Raw genomic sequence first — 26,859 nt, 5'->3', positions numbered from 1 at the left:
CGCCTTGCGGGTTCATCATCACGGGAAGCCAGCCGCTTCCCATCACGTTATTTTTCTACCTGTTGCACAGCAATACGATTAGCTTCATCAGGATTGATGCTTTCGCACGGATGCGGGCTTCAAGCTGGGTAATCATATCGTCGTTATCCAGTCTGTCCTTGCGTACGCCATCTTCGTAAAGGCCGCTTTTCTTGTTGCCACCGGTCACGCCAAGCGTAGAAACCAGCGCTTCGCCAGGACCGTTCACCACGCAACCGATGATCGAAACATCCATCGGCGTGATGATATCTTCCAGGCGCTGTTCAAGGGCATTTACGGTGCCGATCACGTCAAACTCCTGACGTGAGCAGGTAGGACAGGCGATAAAGTTGATGCCACGCGAACGGATGCGCAGTGATTTCAGGATATCGAAGCCAACTTTGATCTCTTCAACCGGATCCGCCGCCAGCGAGACACGCAGCGTATCGCCGATCCCTTCCGACAGCAGTAAGCCCAGGCCGATCGCTGACTTGACCGCGCCACTGCGCGCCCCACCCGCTTCGGTGATCCCAAGGTGTAACGGTTGATCGATCTGTTTTGCCAGCAGACGGTATGACTCCACCGCCAGGAATACATCGGAGGCTTTCACGCTGACTTTGAATTGATCGAAATTGAGTCTGTCGAGGTGATCGACATGGCGCATGGCGGATTCCAGCAGCGCCTGAGGCGTGGGCTCACCATATTTTTCCTGCAGATCCTTTTCCAGCGATCCGGCGTTAACGCCAATACGGATAGGGATATTTTTGTCGCGCGCACAATCAACAACCATGCGAATACGTTCTTCATTACCGATATTGCCTGGGTTGATACGCAGACAATCGACGCCGTATTCCGCGACTTTCAGCGCAATGCGGTAGTCAAAGTGAATATCCGCGACCAGCGGTACACTCACCTGTTGCTTAATCAGTTTGAAGGCTTCTGCCGCGTCCATGGTAGGAACGGAAACACGAACTATGTCAGCGCCAACGCGCTCAAGCGCTTTAATCTGCGCAACCGTCGCGTCCACGTCTGTGGTGCGGGTGTTTGTCATTGACTGCACGGCGATGGGGGCGCCATCGCCAATCGGCACATTACCAACGTAAATCCGTTTCGATTTCCGACGTTGAATCGGAGCCTGGTTATGCATGAAAAATCTCCCGCGTTGCCCGTCTGTTACTGTACTGCTGATTGTTCGGCATTGAGGGTCAGGCGTGCAACCTGGTTAGTTCTGATAAAGCGGCTCAGATCGACAGGTTTACCCTGATATTGAATCTGTACCGCAGCAGGTGCACCGATTTTGAGCTTGTAAGGCGCCTGGCCGGTCAAATTCAGCGTCGCGTCTTTACGCTGGATGCCGCTGAATAATTTTTTACCGCTTGCATCGCTCACTTCTAACCAGCAGTCGGCGTTGAAGTTCATGACCAGCGCATGTGCGGCGTCCGGGGAGGCGATACCCGCCTGGTCAGTCGGCAGTGGCGCGTTATTCGCGCTAGCCGATGGCTGAGCGGCAGGGGACTGAGTAACAGGTGCCTGAGAAGGCGAGACAACGGCGTTGGAATGCGCGGCTGTTGCAGGCGCTGCTGTTGTCGGCGCCGTTGGCTCAACTGGCGTAGTCGCAGCCGTAGTATTTGGGGTTTCTGTCGGAGTGCTGACTGCATCGTTATTCAGCGGAACGTTCTGCCCTTCGCTGCTACCACTGGCGTTCAGTTCTGCAGATGACTGATCGGCCATTGTGGTGATCTCTTGCTGCTGCGCTTTGTGGTTTTGCCACCACCATGCGCCCGTCAGGCCAACAACCACAAACAGTACCAGCCAGGTAAAGCTCATTAACCAGCCGTCACGTTTTTTACGACGTTTACCCAGAGAAAAGGTCTGCATCGGCGCGACTTTCGCCGCCCGAATCGGGGCCTGTTTCTCAATCATCGGCAGCAATTCTTCTTCCGGGATATGCACCAAACGCGCATACGAGCGGATGTAACCACGCAGGAATGTTGAAGCCAATTCGGCAGGAGCCTTATCGTCCTCAATATCGCGTACCGTGGAAACTTTGAGACAGAGGCGCTCAGCTACCGCCTGCTGGCTAAGTCCGAGTTGTTCACGGGCATTGCGCAGACGAACGCCCGTGGTTTGTGCTTCGTTTTGGTCGTGAGTGGCTTCAGTATTCATTCGCTACAACTGCTGGTACGTGAAAATTTAAGATTCAGGCGCGTAGTAAGCATTGCCTGGGCGCGCCGCGAAATGTCAGGGTCAGTTAAATTTAGACCGACAGTATAAGACTGTCAGGCCGGTCATAACAGAACAGCTTTTCGTACTTTTGCTAAGCTGTTGTTCCATCGCTACATACTGCCTTAAAGTCGAGAGAAACGCACAGTAATTATTGATTGCACAACTATAATCAGGCGATTAAATCAGCATATTTATGCGTCGCGACACAGAAGCCTGCCGCGACGCCAGAACGCTAAACCGCCTTAATCGAAATCGGCTCACCCTGCATACGTTTACGCATCGTCCGTTTCGTACGGTCAATAACGTCACCAGCCAGCTGACCACATGCCGCGTCAATGTCATCACCGCGTGTTTTACGCACGATAGTGGTGAAGCCATAGCTCATCAGCACCTTACAGAAACGGTCGATACGGCTGTTCGAGCTGCGGCCATACGGCGCGCCCGGGAACGGGTTCCACGGAATCAGGTTGATCTTGCACGGCGTGTCTTTCAGCAAGGCCGCCAGCTCATGCGCATGCTCAGTGCCATCGTTCACATGGTCGAGCATGACGTATTCAATGGTCACGCGCCCCTGGTTAGCATTGGACTTCGAAATGTAGCCGCGAACCGATTCGAGGAAAGTCGCAATATTGTACTTTTTGTTGATCGGTACAATTTCGTCACGAATGGTATCATTCGGTGCATGCAGCGAAATCGCCAGCGCAACATCAATCATGTCACCCAGCTTATCCAGCGCAGGAACCACGCCAGAAGTCGACAGCGTAACGCGACGTTTGGACAAGCCGAAACCAAAGTCATCCAGCATGATTTCCATTGCCGGCACTACGTTAGTCAGGTTCAGCAACGGTTCGCCCATGCCCATCATTACCACGTTAGTGATAGGACGTACGCCGGTCGTTTTAACCGCACCGATAATTTTCGCCGCGCGCCAGACCTGGCCAATAATTTCTGACACTTTCAGGTTACGGTTGAAGCCCTGTTGCGCCGTGGAGCAGAATTTACACTCCAGCGCACAGCCAACCTGTGAGGAAACGCACAGCGTGGCGCGATCGTCTTCCGGAATGTATACCGTTTCAACGCGCTGATCGCCTACGGCAATCGCCCATTTGATGGTGCCATCGGAGGAACGTTGCTCTTCCACGACTTCAGGAGCGCGGATTACCGCGACCTCTTTGAGCTTATTACGCAGCACTTTATTGATGTCGGTCATCTCATCAAAATCGTCGCTGCAATAGTGGTACATCCACTTCATCACCTGATCGGCGCGGAAGGGTTTTTCGCCTAAGTTTTTGAAAAACTCGCGCATCTGCTGACGATTCAGATCCAGCAGGTTGATTTTTGCATCTTTATTGGGAACCGTCAGTGCGACGTTCTCAGGCGTGACAATCTGTTCAGACATAGTTGTGTATTCCGGCCTCGTTATTACACGTTATGGCCCCTGGAGGGTTGAAAAAAGAAGCGCCCCGGGAATGCGTTTTGCAATTCACGGGGCGCTGCATTGTACAAATTCTGCTGTGCAGATGCCACGACTGCGCGCGGCATTGGCAAAATAAAGTGTAAATCTGCTTACAATTTCCGATGGGCTTCGCACAACAGGGTGCGTAAGGCCGTGGAAATTAGCGAGTGCGTGGGCATACTTCGCCTTCGCCGAAGAAATAGGCGATTTCGCGCGCCGCAGATTCCAGAGAATCGGAACCGTGGGTGCCGTTCTCGGTGAAACTGTCAGCATAATCAGCGCGCAGAGTACCTGCCAGCGCGTTAGCCGGGTTGGTAGCGCCCAGCAGGTCACGGTGACGCTGCACCGCGTTTTCGCTTTCCAGCACGGAGACCACGATCGGGCCGGAGGTCATGAACTCAACCAGGCCGTCGAAGAACGGTTTGCCTTCGTGCTCAGCGTAGAAACCACGAGCCTGCTCAACGGACAGATGCAGCATTTTCGTGCCAACAATCTTGAAACCAGCAGATTCAAAACGCGCGAAAATACTACCAATAACGTTTTTTGCCACCGCGTTCGGCTTGATGATGGAAAAAGTACGTTCAATAGCCATGTTAACCCCTGTAAGTTGTTCTGTTGTCGTACATACATACGTATGACCTGGCGCGGATTATAAAGAGCAACGCGGGCATTGCCTATGGATAAAGGTAACATTTTTTTAAAATAAGACGAGTTTCAGCAACACCATTCACCAAAACGTCTCTTCACCACATTATTCAGGTTACATCAAGGCGGCAAGCGCAGGCATCCCCGGTACTTACATAAATCAGTCACCGGGGTGTACACGTGCAACCAACACAAAGGCAGCGTGAAAAAAGATGCGTATATGTGTTGCGTTATTGCACCGCGAACTCTACCGCCGCGACCTGCCCGGCGTCATCCATCACCAGTAACTGGTACTGACCGCTTTTATCAAGGTTAAGGCTTAATAGTTGATCATGACCGTCCAGCGGCTCTCCGTTTAAAAACCACCAGCGTCGCCCTTCGCCACCGGTGGCCTGTAGCGGCAATGTTGCCTGCGAACGCCCCGGTAACCGTTTGATCACTGCGCCATCGCGGATCCCCGAGAGCAACAGCGGCGGCGGTGCGTTCTCATCACGCGGAGGACAGGTTTTCGAGCGCGGAGGTAATCTTGCCGCCCGGCGCTCGCCATCAGGTAACCAGGGTTCCAGCGGCAAAGGCCAGACGATGATTGTGCGTTGTTGCGCATCGGGGCAATCTGCTGCGACCCGTTGTCCCTGCGCGTTAACCCACACCGGGAAACGAATGCCGCGCGCCCCTTCTTGTTCCGCCATCAGCATCGTGGGTGGCTGACTATTATCCAGAAGCCAGGTCGCCAGACGGCGGCGACAATTGCTGTCACCTTCCGGTAAGCTCTGCCCGCCAGGCCAGCAGATGACATCGCGGCTGACCGATTCCGGGCGCGGATCCTGCGGTAAACGCGCCAGCTCCAGCGCGGAACGGGGCTGCAGCATATTGTTCACCTGATTGAGCAATGGCACTGCGCTGGCGAAACCAAACTGGCCCGCAACCGGCGTGCCGTCCGGCCTGCCCGTCCAGATGCCAATCACATAGCGACTATTGAGCCCAATGGCCCAGGCGTCACGATAACCGTAGCTGGTGCCGGTTTTCCAGGCCAGCGGCACCACTTGCGGGAGCGCGCTGTCCGGTAACGGCTGCGCTTCTCCGGCAAGAATGCGGCGAATAATCCACGCCGCGCCCGGCGACATCAGCGTTCTTTCCATCAACGGATCGTCTGGCTGAAAGCGTAACTGTCCGGCCTTGCCGTGGCGCGCAAAGGCACTATACGCTGCGGTGATATCCGCCAGACGGGCGCCTGCCCCCCCCAGAATAAGTGACAGGTTCGGCTCCGCGCCTTCCGGCAATTTAAGCGGCAACCCGGCATTGCGCAGCGTAGCGGCAAATTTCTTCGGCCCGTAGGCCTCCAGAACCTGTACCGCCGGAAGGTTAAGTGAGCGAACCAGCGCCTCGTTCATGCTGACCGGCCCGTGAAAACCGCTGTCAAAATTACCGGGACGATAGTCCCCCGTTCGCCGTGGCACATCCTGTAGTAATGAGGCGGGATGAATCAGACCATCATCCATCGCCAGGCCATAAATGAAGGGTTTTAACACCGATCCCGGGGAGCGGGTGGCGCTGACCATATCGACATGGCCAAAACGGCTATCGTCATTAATGTCCACCGACCCCACCCAGCCCCGCACTTTCATGTCCGTATGGTCGACAACGATGATCGCCAGCGAGCTACGCTGGGGCAGACGAGATTTCACGCCAGCGGCCAGGTCTTCAAGCTGACGCTGGAGGCTGGCATCAAGTGTGGTGGTAATTTTGAGACCCGGGTCTTTGCTTAACATATAACGGGAGAAAAGGGGCGCGAGTTGCGGCATCTGACGCGGTGCCAGCCAGACCGGCTCTTCACGCGACTCCGCAACCTGTTTTTGGCTCCACACGCCCTGCGAGACCATGCGATCCAGTACTTTATCCCGCGCCGCCTGGGCACGCTCCGACCAGCGGTCAGGGCGCAGGCGACTCGGTGCTTGTGGTAAGACAGCGAGCAGTGCCGCCTCTGCATAGCTGAGCTGCGCGGGGGATTTGCCCAGATAAACCCAGCTTGCCGCCCCAACGCCCTGCAACGTACCGCCAAACGGGGCACGGTTGAGATAGAGCGTCAGAATGTCGCGCTTGGAGAGATGCCACTCGAGTTGCAACGCCCGCCATAGCTGGCGGACTTTACCGCCAAAGGTACGCGGATGGGGATCGAGCAGACGCGCAACCTGCATAGTGAGCGTACTGCCGCCAGAAATAACTCTGCCAGCCAGCAGATCCTGCCATGCAGCACGGGCGACCGAAAGCGGGTTTACGCCAGGGTGTTTCCAGAACCAGCGGTCCTCGTATTCGATAAGCGCCTGTAAATAACGCGGAGAGACATCTTCTATCGCCACCGGATAGCGCCAGATCCCCTCGGCATCAGCGAAGCGCCAGAGCGGCGTGCCATCCTCCGCCACAACGACGCGCGCCGGGTTGACCTCTTTTAGAGGCAGCGGCCAGAGTTTGTCGGCGATAAAAAGAACCAACGGAATAAGAAGAAACGCTCCCGCAAGCCAAAGCCCGCGGGAGCGCCAGGTGCGCCCTTTATTCATGCTATGGGCGAACGATCAACGGACCGCTTGCGGCCCCTGTTGCCCGCCACTGCGGCACATACATAGACTCCACCTGCGGCATCGGCAGTTGATAGGTTCCCGGCGTTACCGCACGCGCAAGGTAAACCAGCGTGACTGGCTGCCCTTCGCTAACGGAGACGGCGGCGACAAAGCGATCATCGCGGAATTCCATATGGGCAATATCTGCCTGCTGCATACGGTTAAGGAGTTCCTGCACTTCGCTGCCGCTATCCTGCAGGCTCGCGCTGCTGCTGGCCAGATTCTGGTTTTCCAGTTCCAGTCCGGCTGGCAGAAGGTCAACTACCAGCGCATCTGGCACGTTGTGGCTGGCGCGGACTTCAAGCCAGACCAGCACCAGTTCGCCGCTTTTCAGCGAGGCCAGTGATTTTGTCTGCCCATCGGTACCAAGGATCTGACGTTCGATATTCAGGACATTGCTGGCCGGTGCCGGGGTGTACTCCGGATACCCTGTACTGTCGAGACGCAGCCACATCGGGCTTTCACCGGTGTTTGTCACCGTCAGCGCCGTCATCTGGTCCGCGTTGAGTTCACGGGTTTGCGGTTTGTCGCCTTTCAGCTCTTCACTGGTCAGGGAGGTCTGTGCCTGCCATGTCCCCGGCAAGTTCTGCAAATGACGCCCCGCCAGATAAAGCGCATTGCTTTCCTGCGTGGAGAGCCAGCGTTGGCCATAGGCCTGTTCAGACAAGGTGGTCAGCAACTTGTTCTGCGCATCCGGCAACAGTGAGTTTCTTCCAGCAGCGACAGCATCAGCGCATTATCACGCAGTTCGCTGCCGTAATCCGCCATCCAGCGCTGCGCTTTCGCACGCGGTGTCGTTAACGCCAGCGCCAGTGCCTGTTCACTGCGCGGAGCATCGCCCATCAGCTTGAGTGCCACCCCCAGTTGCAGCAGCGGCAGACCCGCTTTCGCCTGCGCATGACGCTGCCACAGTTCGCGCAGCGCGCCGAGTGGGGCTTTCTGCTGACGTGCAAGCACCAGCGCCGCATAGCTTTGCGCCGCAAATTTTGTCGCCTGGACATCGTCGCTGTAACGCACAGCCATCACCGCCGGGTCCTGCAAGTAACGCAGCAGACGGCTATTGGCGTTATTCAGCGCCTCCACAGGCACGCTGTAACCCTGCTCTGAGGCGCGTACCAGGAAGTCAGTCACATAGGCGGACAACCAGTACTCTTCCGGCCCGTTTTTATCCCATAACGAGAAACCACCGTCATCACGCTGCATTTGCAGCAAGCGGGCGATACCGATCTCCACTGCCGCACGGCGCTGTTCATCGCTGTCACCCTTGATACCCATCGACTTAAGCTGAGCCGCATTGGTATACAACGACGGGAACAGCCCGCTCGCCGTCTGCTCAAGGCATCCGTACGGGTAGGCTTTCAGCTCCTGAATGTAACGGGCGATGTTGAGCGAAGGACGTCCGCTCAGCAACAACTGCCCCTGCAGGGCCACTGGCGAAATACGTTTTGTATGCTCAGCCGGTGCATTCCAGCTCTCATGCGGATAGAGCATGACATCGCTGCTGATGGTCTGCGCCGGGTAAGCCGGGCGCACACCGATCTTCCACGATTTAGTCTGCGTCGCGAAGGTTTCCCCCGGCAATGTCAGGCCTGAAATGGCAGCCGTCACTTCGCCATCGCCATAACCGTCCAGCGCACGTACCGGAATAAAGAGTGTCATCCGCGCCCCTGGCGCTACGTTCACCGGCTTCGGTTGCTCGCTTTCCAGAGCCAGTAAGCCTTTTGCCGCCAGTGCAATGTTCAGCGTCTGCGGCTTATCGGTGAGGTTAGTAATATCGAGCGTCAGGCGGCTGGTATCGCCACCGGCCAGGAAGCGAGGCGTGTTGAGCTCGGTAATCACCGGTGCTGCGACAATCACTTTGCTTTCGCTGTTACCGAAGTCTTCCGCAGTCCAGGCCTGCGCCATCACGCGCAGTTCACCGTTAAAGTCGCCAATAGGCAGCGTAACCGTTCCTTCACCCTTGTCATCCAGCGTAACCGGCTGCGCCTGTTGGGCAATGATGGTGACATGGTTAACCGGTGGCTTGCCGCCACGGTTGAGCTCGTCACCATCACCACCAAAACGTAACGCGGCAAGACGCCCCTGCCCTTCAATCACCTGACCATAGATGTCATAGATATCGGCGCCATAGCGTTTTTGCCCAAAGAAGGCTTCCCACGGGTCTGGCGTAACATAATCCGTGATATTCAGCACCCCGCTATCCACTGCGGAGACCAGCACGTTGACCTGTTTTGGCACGGTGCCGTTTTTCAGGCTGGCCTTCACCTTGACCGTCAGCGGCTGGTTCGGGCGCATTTTTTGCGGACTTTCCAGGGCCACGGAGAGGCGGCGGTTTTCGTCCCCCATCGGCAGATGGAGCAAGCCCACGGCGCGTTTCGGCGTTGCCGATTTGGACTTATCCCCCGGACGCACTACCAGCGTGCTCAGGTAGAGGTCATGGCGACGCCATTTCTGATCCACCGGAATAGAGAGATCCAGCCCTGTCGCGGGCACGTCGATTTCCTGCCACCACAACGGCCCTTCGCTGGACTCAATCATGGCGTAGCCTTTGCCTGCCGCAGGTGCGGTGATGTGCAGCTTAATGGTATCGCCCGGCTGATAGGCAGGTTTGTCCAGCTTCATCGTGACACGGTCAGGGCGTGCGGCACCGGTGCCGTCGCTGTTATCCTGCCAGCTATAACCGGCCCAGAAACGGACGCTACTGACGCTTTCATCAGGCGCTTTGACTTCCAGGCGATATGAGCCCCACTCTACCGGTACGGTAATTTTCCCGGTTTCGTCAGCGGCGAGATCCAACGTCTGCTCATTCTCTACCAGATCTTTTTGATCAAACTGTGACTGCCAGCCTTCGCTTTCCGACCAGTTCCAGTAGTAGTCGCGACGTTCGCGAATCAATCGTACCTGCAGGCCAGAGACCGCTTTTTTCACGCCCTGCGCATCGGCATAGACAATGTCAAAACCGGCATTACCATTTTCATCAACAATCGGCTGGTTGACGGTGGTATCGGTGCGGTAATCGTAAACCGCCTTCGAGGCAAACTGCGGACGGATACCCGGCAGCACAGGCGCAGGCCAGATAGCCTGTTCAGCACGACGCGTGACCGGACGACCGCCCGATTCAAGCAGGCTTGCCTGCAAAATAACCTGCAACGGTGAGTGAGTTTCCTGCCACTGGCTGGGGGCTGTAACCTGGCCATGGCCTTTTTCATCCAGTGTCAGATGCACTTCATCCAGGGTACGCGTCAGATTTTCATCGGCAATGTCGCCAAACTGAAAACCTGGCAGGGCTTTTACCGCTTCGCGTAAAGGGCGCAAATAGAGCTGGCCCTGCAGGGTATTGCCGTTGGCCGGCGCACCGTACAGGTAATAGCCAGCGACGTTGAAATCCACATCCTCATCGGCCTTGAGCGGTGTCGGTTGAGGGCTCAGATTCAGCGCCATGCGTTCTGGCATAAAATCTTCTACATGGAAAGACCAGCTACGCAGTTGGTTATCCCCGGTATTGGCGCGAATTGACCATGTACCGGTCTGCGCGCTGGCATCCAGGGCGTAGGTAAAATGGTACAGACCGTTTGTCGGCTGGCTTACCACGGTACGCATCACCTGGCCATCCGGTTTGACCACCTCAAGCTTCACGGGCTGATCGGCGAGCGGTTTACCGTCGCTGTCACGCAGCAGAGCATTTACGATCACGGTTTCGCCGGGGCGGTAGAGATCGCGCGGACCAAACATAAAGAATTGCTTGCTGTAACCCGGATCACCGGCAATCGCAAATTCCGCCAGATCGAGGGCAGGAAGCTGCAAGTCGAGCAGGGTTGTTTCGCCGTCTTTACGCGCCAGAATCAGTGCCGCTTCTTTGTCCGTGGTCAGCGTGGCATGCCCCTGTGCATCGCTGGTCGCCTGCGCCAGCGTCTGACCTTTATCGTTCAGCAGGACAACATCGACGCCCGATTGCGCCGCACCGTTTTCGAGGCCCTGGGTGAAAATATCTAACCGATTATGGTAACGGTGGGCGGACAGGCCAATATTACTCAGCGTAAAAAGGGTCGCCGCATTGCTATAGCTATAGTGCCCCGCCTGGTTCATAACGGCGATATAGACTCCGGCCTGCTGTAGGGGCTTGATTTCTCCCAGCGGAAGCAGAAGTTTTTCGCGGGTGTTACGTGCCGGATTGAGGTCAAACCGACCGGTGTAAACCAGATCGGCCATTTTCAGCAAATTGTCCGACTCCCAGTTGGTCAGCGCGTTGCGGTATTCCCACTGGCTAACGAAAGCCGCCAGCGATTCCGGCTTCACGCGGTAGAAGTTAACGTCCACATTATTGACGTTAAGCGCCATAACCGGCAGCCCTTCCACCACTTTTCCGGGCAGTAAAGAACCACGGCTGGCAAAGCCAACGGTAGGCTGAATATCACGGGTGGTAATCGCCTTTTCGTAATCAATACCAAACGTGGCTTTATTAAGCGCCACCAGCCCGCGGTCAACGGATACCAACAGTTCGCGGTTGGGTTCCAGGTGACGCAGGCGAAGTTCTTTCAGGTTTGTGGAGAGTTCCCATGCCCCGTCGACTTTGCCATTCTTTTTATCCACCACGTGGACAGTCTGGGCAAAGTTCTGATCCGGGTCGAGCGGAACGGAAAAGGTCAATACCAGGGCGGCCGCGCCCTCAAGCTGGACCTCTGAGGCATCTACCAGCGTTAACGGCTTGCCTTCACTGCTCGCCGCGAGTTGTTTGAGTTTTTCGCCATCCGGTTTTGTCGCGGGTGGCGTTTGACTCGCGGCTGGCGCAGCAGCTGCCGGGGCGGCCTGCGCTTCCTGAGGTTTATCGTTGTTATCACAACCTGCCAATATGAACGCACTAAAGAAGACGATAGCGATCGCCGTCGAACGTTTCAGTTTCATCCTTTATCCCTGGCCCACAAAGCCTGTTAATTCGTTAAGCGTAAGTATTATGCGTGACTTTGCCGATTACAAACAGCCTCCCAGAATCTGGAAAGCGCTTCGCTGAGTTTAGCCGGTTCGTTCGGCCATGTTACCGCGATCACAGGTCGTAACGTTACATGTTACCTTTCAGGTCATTTGTTTTTAAAACAATAAGATAGATAGCTTACTTTTGCGTTCACCTGCTAACGTTAGTGCATCTTCACCCCTTTTTCGCGGTTCATATAAGAGAGAACGTTATGAGCAGAGCCGTTAACGCCCTACAAAATTTCGGTAAGTCCCTCTTTGGTCCGGTGCTGATTTTGCCGATTGTCGGCTTGTTTATCGCCTTCGGAAATATTTTTGGCAACGGCAACCTGGCAGAGTACCTGCCGTTTCTCGGTCATCCGCTGATTCAACATACCGGGCAACTGATTGCTAAATCCGCCGTCTCGGTGTTGGCAAATCTGGCGCTGGTCTTTGCAGTCGGCATTCCCGTTGGTCTCGCCGCACGCGATAAAGGCTATGCCGCGCTCATTGGTCTGGTCACCTTTATCGTGTTTATCAATGCCATGAATGTCACCTTGCAGATGCAGGGGGGGCTGGCAGCGGCCGATCAGATGAAAGCCGCGGGCCAAAGTATGGTGCTGGGTGTACAGGTGCTGGAGATGGGCGTCTTCGCCGGGATCCTCACCGGCGCGCTATCGGGATATCTGTACAACAAGTATTCCGGCGTACAGTTTTCCGGGGCGATGGCTATCTATTCCGGCCACTGCTTTGTCGCCATCATCATGCTCCCTGTCTCTATGATGCTGGGGGTTGTCATGAGCGAGCTGTGGCCTTTCGCCCAGCATGGCATCAGCACGCTGGCCATGGCCATTAAAGGTGCCGGGCCATTCGGCGTGGCCATTTATGGCTTCCTGGAGCGCATTCTGGTTCCCACGGGCCTGCATCACCTGGTCTACACGCCATTTTTATATACCGAACTGGGCGGTACGCAGGAAGTGTGCGGCTCGATGTATCAGGGCGCGCGCAATATCTATTTTGCCGAAATGGCCTGCCCGGACGTGAAACAACTGAGCAGCACAGTGGTGTGGGATGCGCGTGGCATCAGTAAAATGTTCGGCCTGCCCGCCGCAGCACTGGCCATGTATTTGACCGCCAGGCCCGAACGCAAAGCGGCGGCGAAAGCGATTCTTATCCCCGCAGCGCTCACCTCCCTTCTGGTTGGGGTGACCGAACCGCTTGAGTTTTCTTTTCTGTTCGTCGCACCACTGCTGTTCGTGGTGCACGCGGTGCTGACCGGCATCGGCATGATGCTTTTCTCCCTGCTTGGCGTCCATGCCATCGGCGCAAACGGCATCATTGATTTTATTCTCTATAACCTGCCGCTCGGCACTGAGAAGTCGAACTGGCCGATGTACATCGTGGTCGGGCTGATTATGTTCGCCCTCTACTTCGTTATTTTCCGTTTCCTGATTTTGCGTTTCGACATGAAGACGCCAGGCCGGGAAACCGAAGACGAAGAGACGCGTTTGTACAGCAAGCAGGATTACCAGGCCAAAGGCAACAACGATGGACTGGGCGAGGCGATCATCGAAGGACTCGGCGGACGCGGCAACATCGAGGTGGTAGACAACTGCTATACCCGTCTGCGCGTCACGGTGAAAGATGTCGCCACCATTGATGAACCTCGCCTGAAAGCAACGGGCGCGAAAGCGGTCATCAAACAAGGCAATAACGTTCAGGTGGTCTACGGGCTGCATGTCAAAAAAATGCGAGAAGCCGTTGAGGCGTTTCTCTAAAGGAGACTAAAGATGTTGAACCCCCCATTTATTCTCTCTATCGCCGGTGGCGGCAGCACCTACACGCCAGGGATTGTCAAAAGCCTGATGGTGCGTCTGGAGGATTTCCCGCTGGCGGAAATTCGCCTCTATGACATCGACGAAGCCCGACAGAGCACTATTGCGCCGGTGGTGGAAAAAGTGATTCGTGACCACAGCCAGAGCATCAAGTTTACCGTCACCAGCAACCCGGAAACGGCCTTTAGCGGTGCCCACTTCGTCTTCGCCCAAATGCGTGTCGGCCAGTACAAAATGCGCGAGCAGGATGAAAAAATTCCGCTGCGTCATGGTGTGGTGGGGCAGGAAACCTGTGGACCTGGCGGCCTGGCGTACGGTCTGCGCACCATTCTGCCAATGGTGGAACTCATTGACCTGGTCGAGCGCTACGCCGATAAACGCGCGTGGATTGTGAATTATTCCAACCCCGCTGCAATTGTTGCCGAAGGGGTACGTCGTCTGCGTCCGGACGCCCGCGTGCTCAATATTTGCGATATGCCAGTGGCGGCGATGCGCAATATGGGGGCGATCCTCGGCGTTGATCGCCACAAACTGGAGGTGGATTACTTCGGCCTGAACCATTTTGGCTGGTTTACCCGCGTGCTTGTTGATGGCGAAGACAGACTGCCTCAACTGCGTGAACACATTGCCCGCTTTGGCCTGCTCACCGAAGATGCCGCACAGACCGATCCGCAACACTCGGATCCGTCGTGGGTGAAGACATGGCGCAATATTAAACCGCTGATGGATCATTTCCCGGAATATCTGCCGAACCCCTATCTACAGTACTACCTGATGCCCAACGAGATTGTTGAACATCAGGATCCCAACTATACCCGCGCCAATGAGGTGATGAACGGCAGGGAGAAAAAGCTGTTTGCCGCAGCCCAGGAGTATCAACGTACCGGCGTCCTACCGGATGCGTTTCATGTCGGGGTTCACGGCGCGTTTATCGTTGATGTCGCCTGCTCGCTGGCCTTTGATTTACGTCAGCGCCATCTGGTGATCGTCGAAAACAAAGGGGCGATTGCGAACCTCCCCTACGATGCAATGGTAGAAGTACCGGCGTACATCACGGCAAACGGACCGGAGCCGGTGCGCATGGGGGCGGTGCCGTTGTTTCATCAAACGTTATTGATGCAGCAACTGGCTTCGGAACAACTGCTGGTTGAAGCCACCATTGAAGGTAGTTATGAAAAAGCCCTGCAGGCCTTTACGCTCAACCGCACAGTACCCACCATGCAACACGCTAAAGCGATTCTTGATGAAATGATCGCGGCGAATCGCGAATACTGGCCCGCGCTGCAAAAAGCCTGGGAAAATGGTCGGGCGATAAAAAAATAACGAGGATACTCGCGCCTTTTGCGATGGTTGCTTGTCGGGGCAGGAAAAAACGTTAACAATTCAGGATATACCCTGAATAATTCAAGTTGCAGGCAGGCGACAGGTGAGAGAATCTCCGAAGCTTACTGATGTAAGTGACCGGGATGAACGAATCCAGCCAATACACCTGTAGCCTGAAACATGGCGGGTTTCTTGTTGATGACACGGAGGCAACCATGTCCACCTCTTTTTTTGTCTCAGCCGACTGGCTGATTGAACACGCCGATGACCCCGAGGTTCAGGTCATCGATGCCCGTATGGCACCCGCAGGCCAGGAACACACCCGTAATATGACGGCTGAATACCGCGCCGGGCACATTCCCGGGGCGGTATTTTTTGATATCGAAGCCCTTTCTGACCACACCACTTCGCTGCCGCACATGTTACCGCGCCCGGAAGCCTTTGCCGTCGCCATGCGCGAACTGGGCGTAAGCCACGACAAACATCTGGTGGTCTATGACGAAGGCAATCTCTTCTCCGCACCGCGCGCCTGGTGGATGCTGCGTTATTTCGGTGTCGAGCGGGTTTCAATTCTGGCAGGCGGATTTGCAGGCTGGCAGCGCGATGAACTGCCACTTGAGCAGGGTGACGCCAACTTGCCGCAATCTGATTTCGAAGTGAAAGTTGACCCATCACTGGTTAAACGCCTGACCGATGTGCTGCTGGTCAGCCACGAGCGTACCGCACAGCTTGTGGATGCCCGCCCGGCGGCCCGTTTCAACGCCGAGGTGGATGAACCGCGTGCAGGCCTGAAACGCGGCCATATTCCCGGCGCGCTGAATGTACCGTGGGGCGATCTGGTGGTTAACGGTGAACTAAAAACGACAGACGAGCTGGAGGCCATTTTCACACGTCAGGGCGTTAATCTGCAGGAGCCGATTATTGTCAGTTGCGGCTCGGGTGTCACCGCCACTGTCGTCATCCTGGCACTGACCACGCTCGGCGCAAATAACGTGAAGTTATACGATGGTTCCTGGAGTGAATGGGGCGCGCGCGACGACTTGCCGATTGAACCTGCGTAAATGGATAACCGTTTAGCGCCCCTTTTAACGCGCGGGGAGTCTCTTACCCGCGCCGAATACCGGGTCCTTGCCCACCTCACGGATCACCCGCTGCTGGTGGGCAATATCACCGTCCGCGATCTGGCGACAGCGACATTTGTCTCTACTGCCACCATTATGCGGCTATGCCAGAAACTGGGGTTTAGCGGTTACAGCGAATTCATCTGGCACTGCAAACAGCTTCTGGCCGATACCCCTCATATTCCAGAGCAGGTTACGGGAAACGGCAATACCCTGCCTGCGCTTTTCCATCAGTTTATGGCGAACTACCAGCAGACCTTTCAATGGGTGACCGAGGAAAAACGCCAACAGTTCGTCACATTACTGCGCGAGAAAGAGAGTTTTTTCCTTTATGGCGCCGGCTTTTCATATCTGTTTGCGGAATACCTGACAAAAAAATTGCAGGTGCTGGGCAAGACGGCATTTATTTCCGGCCCCGGCGACAGCCGTAATATCTTCCTCAGCAACGCGGCGCGTTACCAGGTGTTTATCGCCGTCTCACGTAGCGGAGAAACGGAACAGGTTCTGGATAAAGCGCGTATTGCACAGAATGTCGGTATGACGGTTATCGCCTTTACTCGCGCCTCGGCGAATACGCTGGCAAACCTCGCGGATTTGCATTTTGCGTTGTATGACGAAGCGGTGCATTTTGCCGCCGAAGCGGCCGGGGTAACGTCGTTTGAGTCGAATCTGGTGTTACTGATGGATTTACTGCTGCTGGAAGCGACGGGATAAGCCCGTCGACGTATCAGATAATGCGGTTGTTCTTCAGATCGCGCAGGAAACTGCCCCAGCGGCGCTCATAGAAGGGGGTGATATGGGCAATCATAAAATGGCTGACCCCGTGTTCCCCTTTTACTACCTGGCAAATATCCACTGGCTCATCACCCGGTAAGGTATCCATTGCCACACTGCCTGCCGCCTCAATCACGCTCTCAATGTCGCCTTCGGCTTCAATACCAATCAGCAGGTTCGGCTGGGCATCATTTTTCTCTTTGATAGAGCAAAGATACGCACATTTCACATGGTTGAAGGTCGAGAACAATTTGATCAACGAATCGATCATCTGCGCGGGCGGTTCTGCCACTTCGGACAGCAGCAGCGACATGCCGCCTTCCAGCACTTCCTGCTGGCTTAACGGACTGTCATCTTTACCCACCAGATGGCTGATTTCACGCGGCGTGAGCTCTTTACCGGTCGGTAACTTCGCATTGAGGAACAGCGTCTCACCGAGCGTCATTTCAAATAGTGTACGCGCAGGCATCACCACAAATGCCTGCTCCGTTTCCACCGCCTGCTGCAGGGCTTCGAGGGAGGTGAAAAAGGGGATCACCGACTGGCCGTCGTCCTTTTCCCAGTGCTGTAGATCCAACACGCTGTCTTCAACAATGGCTTCATCTTCCGCGGCAGTGCCTGGCACCCAAACAGTGGATTCCAGCAATTTGCGGAAAAATGCCGGACGATAAGCCGGCTCAGTCGCAGCTTTTTCCAGCAGGCTATCGAGGGTTTCAGGCTCGTGATGATGGTCGTGATCGTGGTCTGAATGAGACATAAATTTTACTGTTCGTTTAAGCTGTTTGAAGCCCTCACCCGGCCCTCTCCCATAGAGAGGGGGGGACGGCCTGCACCGTACAATCCCCCTCGTCCCTTTGGGGAGAAGGTCAGGATGAGGGGGAAAATTACTTCGCGGTCAACAGATTCGCGATGGCACGCACGCCAAGGCCCGTCGCACCCGCAGCCCACTGCTCCACCGCCGCTTTACGATAGGTCGCAGAGCAGTCGATATGCAGCCAGCCCTGCTGATAATTTTCCACAAAATGCGACAGGAAACCTGCCGCCGTGCTTGCCCCTGCCGGGAACGCCGCGCCAGCGGTGTTATTCAGCTCGGCAAAGTTTGACGGTAGCTGATTACGGTGGAATTCCGCCAGCGGCAAACGCCAGAACGGCTCGTTTTCCGCCGCAGCGCTGGCCAGTAAACGGTTTGCCAGTTTGTCATCGAAGCTAAACAGCGCATGATAGTCATTACCCAATGCGGTTTTAGCAGCCCCGGTCAGGGTCGCGGCATCAATGATAAATTGCGGTTTCTGCGCGGAAGCATTAATCAGACCGTCTGCCAGCACCAGACGCCCTTCCGCATCGGTGTTCATGACTTCTACGGTTTTGCCGTTGCGGTAGCGGATGATATCGCCCAGTTTGAAGGCATTGCCGCTGACCATGTTATCCGCGCAGCATAGGTAAAGTTTCACCCGCTTTTTCAGGCCGCGCGTAATCGCAAATGCCAGTGCACCGGTCACCAGCGCAGCGCCGCCCATATCGGATTTCATCGAATCCATAAACGCGGTCTGCTTGATGCTATAACCGCCGGAATCGAAGGTAATGCCTTTACCGACCAGGCAGGCATAGATTGGCGCTTCTGCATCACCCGTCGGGTTAAAATCCAGCGACAGCAGTACCGGCGGACGTTCAGAACCGCGCCCGACAGTATGGATGCCCATATATCCTTTTTCGCGCAGATCTTCGCCTTTCACGATCCGGTAAGAGACCGCCTCGCCGCCCACGTCATTGAGCAGATCCACAGCGCGTTGCGCCAGTTGTTCCGGCCCGAGATCTTCTGCCGGCGCATTGATGATGTCACGCACCCAGTCGATGGTTTTCAGACGGCTGTCGAGCTCTTTTTGATCGGACTCTGATAAGGTCGGCCACTCAACATTGCGCGTCCCTTTCGGCCCTTTGTAACCAGCCCAGAACGCCCAACTGCGATCCGCGTTCCAGCCTTCTCCGCTCAGCGCGACATGCTTTATGCCCATGCCATCAATTTTGCGCGCGGCGCGCTGAATTAAGCCCGTGTCATCTTTACCGGTCAGGTGCAGGGTGATGCCGTCGTTATTAATACTGTAGAGCGCTTTTTCGCCCCAACGAGCGTCTGCGCCCTGGGTCGTCAGCGTAATTTTCATCGCTTCTGTTGTCATTGTTTTGTCCTTTAGCGCATGGGATATGAAAACGGGCCGCCAGAAGGCAGCCCGTCGATATCAAGATGCTTCATCTAACCAGACTAGCAGAATTGCTTCGAGAATCTTTTCGTTCGATGCGTTCGGATCGTCATCAAAATCTTCCAGATCGCAAATCCACTGGTGCATATCGGTGAAGCGGACAGTTCTCGGATCGAGATCCGGGTTAGCGTCATACAGCGCCTCGCCGATCTCGCGACTGTCGGTCCATTTCAGTGCCATATTAATGCTCCCGGGCGTGGTTGATAGTGTAACGCGGGATCTCCACGACCAGATCTTCGTCGGTGACACGCGCCTGGCAACCCAGGCGACTTTCCGGCTCAAGACCCCAGGCTTTATCCAGCATGTCGTCTTCGTCTTCGCTGCTTTCCGGCAACGAATCAAACCCTTCACGCACGACACAGTGGCAGGTGGTGCAGGCGCAGGATTTCTCACAGGCGTGCTCAATCTCAATACCGCCACGCAGGGCTACATCAAGAATGGTCTCGCCGCTCTTAGCTTCCAGAACTGCGCCATCGGGACAGAGGTCCTGATGAGGCAGAAAAACGATCTTTGGCATGTTAAACCTCGTCGACGGAATGGCCTTTTAACGCGGTGCGCACGGACTGATCCATGCGGCGCGCGGCGAATTCCTGGGTTTGTTTGTCTAGATTTTTAATGGCTTGTTCTATGGCGTCAGTATCATCGCCGTTAGCAACCGCACTTAACTGTGCGATAGCCTCGTCGATAACCATCCGCTCTGCGGCGCTTAACAGCGCGGCATCTGTCGCCAGCGCACCGTTAAGGCTTTCCAGTACGCGGGCAGCTTCCACTTTTTGTTCGGCCAGCATACGCGCTTTCACGTCCTGCTCAGCGAAGCTCATGGAATCTTTAATCATGGTGGCGATTTCGTTGTCGGTCAGGCCGTAGGATGGCTTGACCTGGATAGCCGCTTCAACGCCGGTGGATTTCTCCATGGCTGTCACGCTGAGCAGGCCGTCCGCATCCACCTGGAAGGTAACACGGATATGTGCGCCACCCGCTGGCATCGCCGGGATACCACGAAGCGCAAAACGCGCCAGCGAACGGCAATCCTGCACCAGTTCGCGCTCGCCCTGCATTACGTGGATAGACATGGCCGTTTGCCCATCTTTGAAGGTGGTGAACTCCTGCGCACGCGCCACCGGAATGGTGGTATTACGCGGGATAACTTTTTCCACCAGCCCCCCCATGGTTTCCAGGCCAAGCGACAGCGGGATCACATCCAGCAGCAGCATGTCGCTGTCTGGCTTATTGCCCACCAGAATATCGGCCTGGATCGCCGCGCCAATCGCGACAACTTTATCCGGATCGATGGAGGTCAGCGGCGTACGACCAAAAAACTCACCCACTTGCTCGCGAACCAGAGGTACACGCGTGGAGCCGCCCACCATGACCACTTCCAGCACTTCGTTAGGCTCAACGCCCGCATCTTTCAGCGCGCGACGGCAAGAAAGCAAGGTACGTTTGACCAGCGTCGAAATCAGCGCTTCGAACTGTTCACGGGTCACTGTGCCCTGCCAGCCAGCCACCTCAACGGTGACGGACGCGGCATCGCTCAGCGCAATTTTTGCGGCAATAGCGGCGTCAAGCAGTTCACGCTGCAGACGGTTGTCGCCATGCTGAGGCAGGTTCGCCTGCTCGCGGATAAAATCTGCCAGCAGATGATCAAAGTCATCGCCACCCAGCGCGGAATCACCGCCGGTAGCCAGCACTTCAAACACCCCGCGGCTTAAGCGCAGAATGGAAATATCAAAGGTACCGCCGCCCAGATCGTAAACGGCAATCACCCCCTCTTTCCCGGAGTCCAGGCCATAGGCTATCGCCGCTGCGGTCGGTTCGTTGAGCAAACGCAGAACATGCAGGCCCGCCAGGCGCGCGGCATCTTTGGTGCCCTGACGCTGCGCATCGTCAAAATATGCCGGAACGGTGATAACCACGCCGTCCAGCTCGCCGGACAGGGATTCTTGCGCGCGCAGCGCAAGGGATTTCAGGATATCGGCAGAGACGCGGATCGGGTTTATCAGCCCCGCGCTGGTGGCGATCATCGGCAGACCGTTCTCGCTTGCCTGCAATTGATACGGCAGATGCGGGTAACGTACCTGGATATCGCTCAGCGCGCGGCCCAGCATACGTTTTACGGAACTGATGGTATTAACCGGATCCTGTGCGGCGTTGGCACGCGCGTCATAACCCACGGTATGTTCGGTGGCTGAATAGTGCACAACCGAAGGTAACAGATGACGCCCGGCGCTATCGGCAAGGGTCTCAGCCTGGCCGCTGCGTACAGTAGCAACCAGAGAATTGGTGGTGCCTAAATCGATGCCTGCCGCCAGACGACGCTGATGCGGCGCGGCACTCAAACCAGGCTCACTAATTTGTAATAAGGCCATCTTGTGCTTCCAGAAAAATTAAAAACCGAGCAGTTTTTCTTCGAGTTGTTCTATTGAGCTGCGCAGTTTATCGAGAAAACGCAGTTTACGCACGGTATCCGCCGCGACATCCCACGTTTCATTATTCAGTTGTTCAATCAGTTGCTGATGGCGGGAATCAAACATACCTTTCACGCGTTTGCTAAAGCTTTCCAGACGCGCCTGATCCCGCGCCTGTTCAATCTCATCAAGCTCTTCGCGCAATTCCAGTTGTTCCATCAGAAAAGCGGTATCGCGCACCGTGTGCTGCTCGCTGGCGAGATCGAAGCCGTGCAGTGAAAGGAGATATTCCGCGCGATTCAGCGGGCTACGCAGCGTCTGCCATGCCTGATTGATGGTTGCAGACTGCTGCAGCGCAGCCAGTTGTTCTGCCTGGGTTCCGCTGGCGAATTTATCCGGATGGTATTGACGCTGCAGATCCTGGTAGCGTGACGCCAGCGCCTGAATGTCAATCTGATAGTGGGCGGATAACCCAAAGAGAGTGAAGTAATCCATAGCAATCTCGGAATAGCCTGCTAAAACAAACCCCACACACAGTCATACTCTGCGTCCTTCACGCTGACTCAGCGCGAAGGATGTGAGTCTTTTCTATGGTGGGGCTTATCGGTGAAATGCAATTACACGTTAAAGCTTTCGCCGCAACCGCACTCGTCTTTGACGTTCGGGTTGGTGAACTTAAACCCTTCGTTCAGGCCTTCTTTAACGAAATCCAGTTGCGTGCCATCAAGGAATTGCAGGCTCTTGCCGTCGATAACGACCTTCACACCTTTATCTTCGAACACGGTGTCTTCCGCCGAGGGTTCGTCAACAAATTCCAGTACGTAGGCCATGCCAGAACAACCAGAGGTTCTGACCCCCAGACGCAGGCCAAACCCTTTACCGCGGTTGGCCAAAAAGTTATTCACTCGCGTTGCAGCACTGTCGCTCAGGGTAATCGACATACAATGCCCTCAATTATTTTGCTTCACGTTTACTTTTGTAGTCCGCAATTGCGGCCTTAATCGCATCTTCCGCCAGAATAGAGCAGTGGATTTTTACCGGCGGCAATTCCAGCTCTTCGGCAATGTCAGTGTTTTTAATTGCCTGCGCTTCATCCAGGGACTTGCCTTTTACCCACTCGGTGACGAGTGAACTGGAGGCGATTGCCGAACCGCAACCGTAGGTCTTGAAGCGCGCGTCTTCAATGATACCTTCATTGTTGACTTTGATCTGCAACTTCATTACGTCGCCACAGGCTGGTGCACCCACCATACCGCTACCAACGCTCTCATCGCTGTTGTCAAAAGAGCCGACGTTGCGCGGGTTTTCGTAGTGATCGATTACTTTTTCGCTGTAAGCCATGTTCTGTTCTCCTGATTCCGCTACCGATTAGTGATGTGACCATTCAATGGTGTTCAAATCCACGCCCTGCTTGAACATTTCCCACAGTGGAGAAAGTTCGCGCAGACGACCAATGGAGTTGCGAACCAGCTTGATGGCGTAGTCAATCTCTTCTTCGGTAGTGAAACGACCTAAAGAGAAACGAATAGAGCTGTGTGCCAGCTCGTCAGTCATACCCAGCGCGCGCAGCACGTAAGAGGGTTCCAGGCTCGCCGAGGTACAGGCAGAACCAGAGGAAACCGCCAGGTCTTTGAGCGCCATGATCAGCGACTCGCCTTCAACGTAGTTAAAGCTGACGTTGAGGATGTTCGGTGCGCCCTGGTCGAGATCGCCGTTCAGGTAGACCTCTTCCATATCTTTCACGCCGTCCCACAGACGGTTACGCAGACCGCGCAGACGCGCCATCTCGGTTTCCATCTCTTCTTTGGCGATACGGTAAGCTTCACCCATGCCGACAATCTGGTGTACTGGCAGGGTACCGGAACGCATACCGCGCTCGTGACCGCCGCCGTGCATCTGTGCTTCAATACGGATACGCGGTTTACGACGCACGTACAGCGCGCCAATCCCTTTCGGGCCATAGATTTTGTGGCCGGAGAAGGACATCAGATCCACTTTCAACTGGCTCAGGTCGATAGGCAGTTTGCCCACGCTCTGGGTCGCATCAACGTGGTAGATAATGCCGCGCGCACGGCACATTTCGCCGATGGTCGCGATATCCTGTACCACACCGATTTCGTTGTTCACGTGCATGATGGAGACGAGGATGGTGTCGTCACGCATGGCCGCTTCGAGCTCTTTCAGGTCGATGATGCCGTTGCGCTGAGGTGCCAGATAGGTCACGTCGAAACCTTCACGCTCGAGCTGACGGCAGGTGTCCAGCACGGCTTTGTGTTCGGTTTTGCTGGTGATGATGTGCTTGCCTTTTTTCTGATAGAAGTTAGCCGCACCTTTGATCGCCAGGTTATCGGATTCGGTCGCGCCAGAGGTGAAAACAATTTCACGCGGATCGGCACCAACCAGCTCAGCAATCTGATTACGGGCGATATCAACCGCCTCCTCAGCTTGCCAGCCAAAACGGTGAGAACGAGAAGCTGGGTTACCAAAAGTCCCGTCCAGAGTCAGACACTGCATCATTTTCTCAGCAACACGCGGATCCACCGGCGTCGTTGCGGAGTAATCGAGATAGATCGGTAATTTCATTGCTCTATAAACTCCGTACATCACTCAATGCAATGAATCAGGCTACCGGCTGGATGTACGACCGTTTATACGGGGTGACGGATCACCCCGGCCTGATTCTGAATTCTTATAGTGTTTTAACCTAACTGTTTTGCGGTGCGGCAAGGCGGCAGGCTTGTGAATGCCCAGGTGCTTACATAAGTAAGCGCCTGGGTTAAACAAGTGCGGCCAACGCAGCAGCGCCCCGAAACAGGACGGGTAAATTATGCGCGCAGCTTAACGTCGATGGCATCCTGACCACGGGTCGTGCGATGGGATTCGTGCGTATGCTGACGATCGGACACATCGAGGATTTCCTGGTTATTGACCAACTCACCCAGGGTGATGTTGTTCAGGAAACCGGTCAGACGATCGCTCAGGTCACGCCACAGCGCATGGGTCAGGCATTTGTCGCCGCCCTGGCAGCCGCTTTTACCCTGGCAACGGGTTGCATCAACAGATTCGTCAACGGCGCTGATCACTTCACCAACAGCGATACTGCCTGCATCTTTACCCAGCAGATAACCGCCGCCCGGGCCACGCACGCTGGCCACGAGGCCATTTTTGCGCAAGCGAGAGAACAGTTGTTCCAGATAAGAGAGGGAGATTCCCTGACGTTCGGAAATATCAGCCAACGGTACCGGGCCCGTTTCGGAGTTGAGCGCAACGTCCAGCATTGCGGTCACGGCATAACGCCCTTTAGATGTCAGTCTCATGTCTTAACTTAGCCTCAGACTCGCCCCTGCCCGGGGTTTTTATTAAAATTTAAAATAATGTCGCATAGCAGGGGCAAGTCTGACATTCCTGACTAAATTGGTCAACTATTTACTTGACTGTTTTAGTCAGGTATTTGGCTTTACGTGCCGTTTTGCTTAGGGGCATTTTTCGCCCGCAGAAGCAGTCGGGGCATACGCAGGAAAAACAGTAACCCTACTGTTTTTCCTGCGTTTTCTGCTCAATTGACGCCAGAATTCCGCGCAGGATATTCAGTTCCTGGCTTTCCGGACGCGCACGGGTAAAGAGGCGGCGCAACTTGTTCATGACCTGTCCTGGGTGGCTTTCACGGATAAACCCGGTGGAGAGCAGCGTCTTTTCCAGGTGACCATAGAAACGCTCCAGATCATCCACCAGCGGATACGGCGTCTCTTCATGTTCTTCCGTGCTGTCGTTTTCCTGCGTCGCCAGCCACGCCATACGGACTTCGTAAGCAATCACCTGAACCGCCATCGCCAGGTTCAGCGAGCTGTATTCCGGGTTGGCCGCAATCGCGACGTGATAATGACATTTTTGGAGTTCGTCATTGGTCAGGCCAACGCGTTCGCGACCAAATACCAGCGCCACCGGCGCATGCTGTGCCTCGGAAACGCTTTTTAAGCCACACTCACGCGGGTCGAGCATCGGCCACGGCAGCGTACGGGAGCGGGCGCTGGTACCGACAACGAGGCTACAGCCTGCCAGCGCCTCATCGAGGGTATCGACGATTTGCGCATTGCCAATCACATCGCTGGCACCTGCGGCCAGCGCGATTGCCTGGGAGTCCGGTTTAACCAGCGGGTTCACCAGCCAGAGGTTGGTTAAGCCCATCGTTTTCATTGCGCGGGCGACGGAGCCCATGTTGCCAGTGTGAGAGGTTTCAACCAGCACAATTCGAATATTTTGCAGCATATTTTTTCAACGGCTAAAGAATATTCGCGCATATTATCATAAAGCGAAGACATAATCCGAATTCGCTGCTATCATACGCGCCGTTTTCCGTTCTTTAACATCCAGTGAGAGAAACCGATGCATCCGATGCTGACCATCGCCGTGCGTGCTGCGCGCAAGGCGGGTAATGTAATTGCCAAACACTATGAAACCCCGGACGCTGTAGAAGCGAGCCAGAAAGGCAGTAACGATTTCGTGACTAACGTAGATAAAGCTGCAGAAGCAGTGATTATCGACACTATCCGTAAATCTTACCCGCAACACACCATTATCACCGAAGAAAGCGGTGAGCATGAAGGCACAGATCAGGATGTTCAATGGGTTATCGATCCACTGGATGGCACCACCAACTTCATCAAACGTCTGCCACACTTCTCCGTCTCTATCGCCGTGCGCATTAAAGGCCGCACCGAAGTCGCGGTCGTTTACGATCCAATGCGTAATGAACTCTTCACGGCAACCCGTGGTCAGGGCGCGCAATTGAACGGCTATCGTCTGCGTGGCAGCACTGCGCGCGACCTGGACGGCACCATTCTGGCGACCGGCTTCCCGTTCAAAGCCAAGCAACACGCGGCGACCTACATCAACATCGTTGGCAAACTGTTTACTGAGTGCGCGGATTTCCGTCGTACCGGTTCTGCTGCGCTGGACCTGGCCTATGTGGCTGCGGGCCGCGTTGACGGTTTCTTCGAAATCGCCCTCAAACCGTGGGATTTTGCGGCAGGCGAACTGCTGGTTCGTGAAGCTGGCGGTCTGGTGTGCGATTTCACCGGTGGTCATAACTATATGACAACCGGCAACATCGTTGCAGGTAACCCACGCGTTGTGAAAGCGATGCTGGCAAACATGCGCGAAGAGCTGAGCGACGCGCTCAAGCGTTAATGCCTGATAACCGCTTGCGGCCTGGCTGCAAGCGGTACTCTCTTTCGGC

Annotated in this window: 20 protein-coding genes and 2 pseudogenes; 5 read left to right on the top strand and 17 right to left on the bottom strand. The window is 55.4% G+C overall.

What is annotated here, in order from left to right; translation table 11 throughout:
* Window positions 1-47: 47 nt before the first annotated feature.
* From ispG to ACS0RQ_RS06710, 6 genes and pseudogenes are all read right to left on the bottom strand, one after another.
* Window positions 48-1,165 (bottom strand): annotated as a pseudogene (ispG, locus tag ACS0RQ_RS06735) (flavodoxin-dependent (E)-4-hydroxy-3-methylbut-2-enyl-diphosphate synthase).
* A gap of 26 nt (window positions 1,166-1,191) precedes the next feature.
* Window positions 1,192-2,184 carry a cytoskeleton protein RodZ gene (gene rodZ, locus ACS0RQ_RS06730; RefSeq protein ID WP_271849591.1) on the bottom strand — a complete coding sequence of 331 codons (993 nt, stop codon included), beginning with the start codon at window positions 2,182-2,184 and terminating at the stop codon, window positions 1,192-1,194.
* 292 nt (window positions 2,185-2,476) lie between these two features.
* Window positions 2,477-3,643: a dual-specificity RNA methyltransferase RlmN gene (gene rlmN / locus ACS0RQ_RS06725; RefSeq protein ID WP_039079666.1), complete on the bottom strand. Its 1,167-nt coding sequence runs from the start codon at window positions 3,641-3,643 to the stop codon at window positions 2,477-2,479.
* 217 nt (window positions 3,644-3,860) lie between these two features.
* On the bottom strand, window positions 3,861-4,292 hold the full coding sequence (ndk, locus tag ACS0RQ_RS06720; RefSeq protein WP_039079665.1) for a nucleoside-diphosphate kinase: 432 nt from the start codon (window positions 4,290-4,292) through the stop codon (window positions 3,861-3,863).
* Window positions 4,293-4,575: 283 nt separating this feature from the next.
* A complete protein-coding gene (pbpC, locus tag ACS0RQ_RS06715) occupies window positions 4,576-6,900 on the bottom strand; it encodes a peptidoglycan glycosyltransferase PbpC (RefSeq protein WP_271849590.1) in 2,325 nt (774 codons plus the stop codon).
* A gap of 1 nt (window position 6,901) precedes the next feature.
* Window positions 6,902-11,862, bottom strand: a pseudogene (locus ACS0RQ_RS06710) (alpha-2-macroglobulin family protein).
* A gap of 278 nt (window positions 11,863-12,140) precedes the next feature.
* Between ACS0RQ_RS06710 and ACS0RQ_RS06705 the strand changes: the two are divergent.
* The 4 genes from ACS0RQ_RS06705 (at window position 12,141) to ACS0RQ_RS06690 (ending at window position 16,900) form a co-directional block, all read left to right on the top strand.
* A complete protein-coding gene (locus ACS0RQ_RS06705) occupies window positions 12,141-13,685 on the top strand; it encodes a PTS transporter subunit EIIC (RefSeq protein WP_271849588.1) in 1,545 nt (514 codons plus the stop codon).
* A 12-nt stretch (window positions 13,686-13,697) separates the two neighbouring features.
* A complete protein-coding gene (locus ACS0RQ_RS06700; RefSeq protein ID WP_271849587.1) occupies window positions 13,698-15,065 on the top strand; it encodes a 6-phospho-alpha-glucosidase in 1,368 nt (455 codons plus the stop codon).
* A gap of 215 nt (window positions 15,066-15,280) precedes the next feature.
* Complete coding sequence (gene sseA / locus ACS0RQ_RS06695; RefSeq protein WP_039079789.1) at window positions 15,281-16,126, top strand: 3-mercaptopyruvate sulfurtransferase; 846 nt, start codon at window positions 15,281-15,283, stop codon at window positions 16,124-16,126.
* Window positions 16,127-16,900 carry a MurR/RpiR family transcriptional regulator gene (locus ACS0RQ_RS06690; RefSeq protein ID WP_193794096.1) on the top strand — a complete coding sequence of 258 codons (774 nt, stop codon included), beginning with the start codon at window positions 16,127-16,129 and terminating at the stop codon, window positions 16,898-16,900.
* Window positions 16,901-16,913: 13 nt separating this feature from the next.
* Here the strand turns inward: ACS0RQ_RS06690 and sseB are convergent, their stop codons facing one another.
* The 11 genes from sseB to trmJ form a co-directional block, all read right to left on the bottom strand.
* Entirely contained in the window at window positions 16,914-17,717 is an 804-nt protein-coding gene (gene sseB / locus ACS0RQ_RS06685; protein ID WP_271849586.1) for an enhanced serine sensitivity protein SseB, read from the bottom strand.
* 127 nt (window positions 17,718-17,844) lie between these two features.
* Entirely contained in the window at window positions 17,845-19,134 is a 1,290-nt protein-coding gene (pepB, locus tag ACS0RQ_RS06680; protein WP_271849585.1) for an aminopeptidase PepB, read from the bottom strand.
* 60 nt (window positions 19,135-19,194) lie between these two features.
* Window positions 19,195-19,395, bottom strand: coding sequence for a Fe-S cluster assembly protein IscX (gene iscX / locus ACS0RQ_RS06675; RefSeq protein WP_039079658.1), 201 nt, complete (start codon window positions 19,393-19,395; stop codon window positions 19,195-19,197).
* 1 nt (window position 19,396) lies between these two features.
* Window positions 19,397-19,732, bottom strand: a complete 336-nt coding sequence (gene fdx / locus ACS0RQ_RS06670) for an ISC system 2Fe-2S type ferredoxin (RefSeq protein WP_039079657.1) — start codon at window positions 19,730-19,732, stop codon at window positions 19,397-19,399.
* A 1-nt stretch (window position 19,733) separates the two neighbouring features.
* Window positions 19,734-21,584, bottom strand: coding sequence for a Fe-S protein assembly chaperone HscA (gene hscA, locus ACS0RQ_RS06665; RefSeq protein WP_271849584.1), 1,851 nt, complete (start codon window positions 21,582-21,584; stop codon window positions 19,734-19,736).
* Window positions 21,585-21,602: 18 nt separating this feature from the next.
* A complete protein-coding gene (gene hscB, locus ACS0RQ_RS06660) occupies window positions 21,603-22,118 on the bottom strand; it encodes a co-chaperone HscB (protein WP_271849583.1) in 516 nt (171 codons plus the stop codon).
* A gap of 122 nt (window positions 22,119-22,240) precedes the next feature.
* Window positions 22,241-22,564, bottom strand: a complete 324-nt coding sequence (iscA, locus tag ACS0RQ_RS06655; protein ID WP_039079654.1) for an iron-sulfur cluster assembly protein IscA — start codon at window positions 22,562-22,564, stop codon at window positions 22,241-22,243.
* A gap of 13 nt (window positions 22,565-22,577) precedes the next feature.
* On the bottom strand, window positions 22,578-22,964 hold the full coding sequence (gene iscU / locus ACS0RQ_RS06650; protein ID WP_003860661.1) for a Fe-S cluster assembly scaffold IscU: 387 nt from the start codon (window positions 22,962-22,964) through the stop codon (window positions 22,578-22,580).
* Window positions 22,965-22,991: 27 nt separating this feature from the next.
* Window positions 22,992-24,206, bottom strand: coding sequence for a cysteine desulfurase (gene iscS, locus ACS0RQ_RS06645; RefSeq protein WP_039079653.1), 1,215 nt, complete (start codon window positions 24,204-24,206; stop codon window positions 22,992-22,994).
* A 242-nt stretch (window positions 24,207-24,448) separates the two neighbouring features.
* On the bottom strand, window positions 24,449-24,940 hold the full coding sequence (iscR, locus tag ACS0RQ_RS06640; RefSeq protein ID WP_039079652.1) for a Fe-S cluster assembly transcriptional regulator IscR: 492 nt from the start codon (window positions 24,938-24,940) through the stop codon (window positions 24,449-24,451).
* A 214-nt stretch (window positions 24,941-25,154) separates the two neighbouring features.
* Complete coding sequence (gene trmJ / locus ACS0RQ_RS06635; RefSeq protein WP_108700834.1) at window positions 25,155-25,889, bottom strand: tRNA (cytosine(32)/uridine(32)-2'-O)-methyltransferase TrmJ; 735 nt, start codon at window positions 25,887-25,889, stop codon at window positions 25,155-25,157.
* 117 nt (window positions 25,890-26,006) lie between these two features.
* Here trmJ and suhB point away from each other — a divergent pair, with 117 nt between their 5' ends.
* The gene (gene suhB, locus ACS0RQ_RS06630; RefSeq protein WP_039079650.1) at window positions 26,007-26,810 is read left to right on the top strand and encodes an inositol-1-monophosphatase; all 804 of its coding nucleotides are present in this window, start codon (window positions 26,007-26,009) and stop codon (window positions 26,808-26,810) included.
* The last annotated feature ends 49 nt before the right edge of the window (window positions 26,811-26,859 follow it).

The sequence above is a fragment of the Phytobacter diazotrophicus genome, assembly GCF_052061655.1.
In the GTDB taxonomy this organism is placed as follows: Bacteria; Pseudomonadota; Gammaproteobacteria; order Enterobacterales; family Enterobacteriaceae; genus Phytobacter; species Phytobacter diazotrophicus.
The sequence above is the reverse complement of the archived record's forward strand: the minus strand, read 5'-3'. Positions and strand labels throughout refer to the sequence as shown.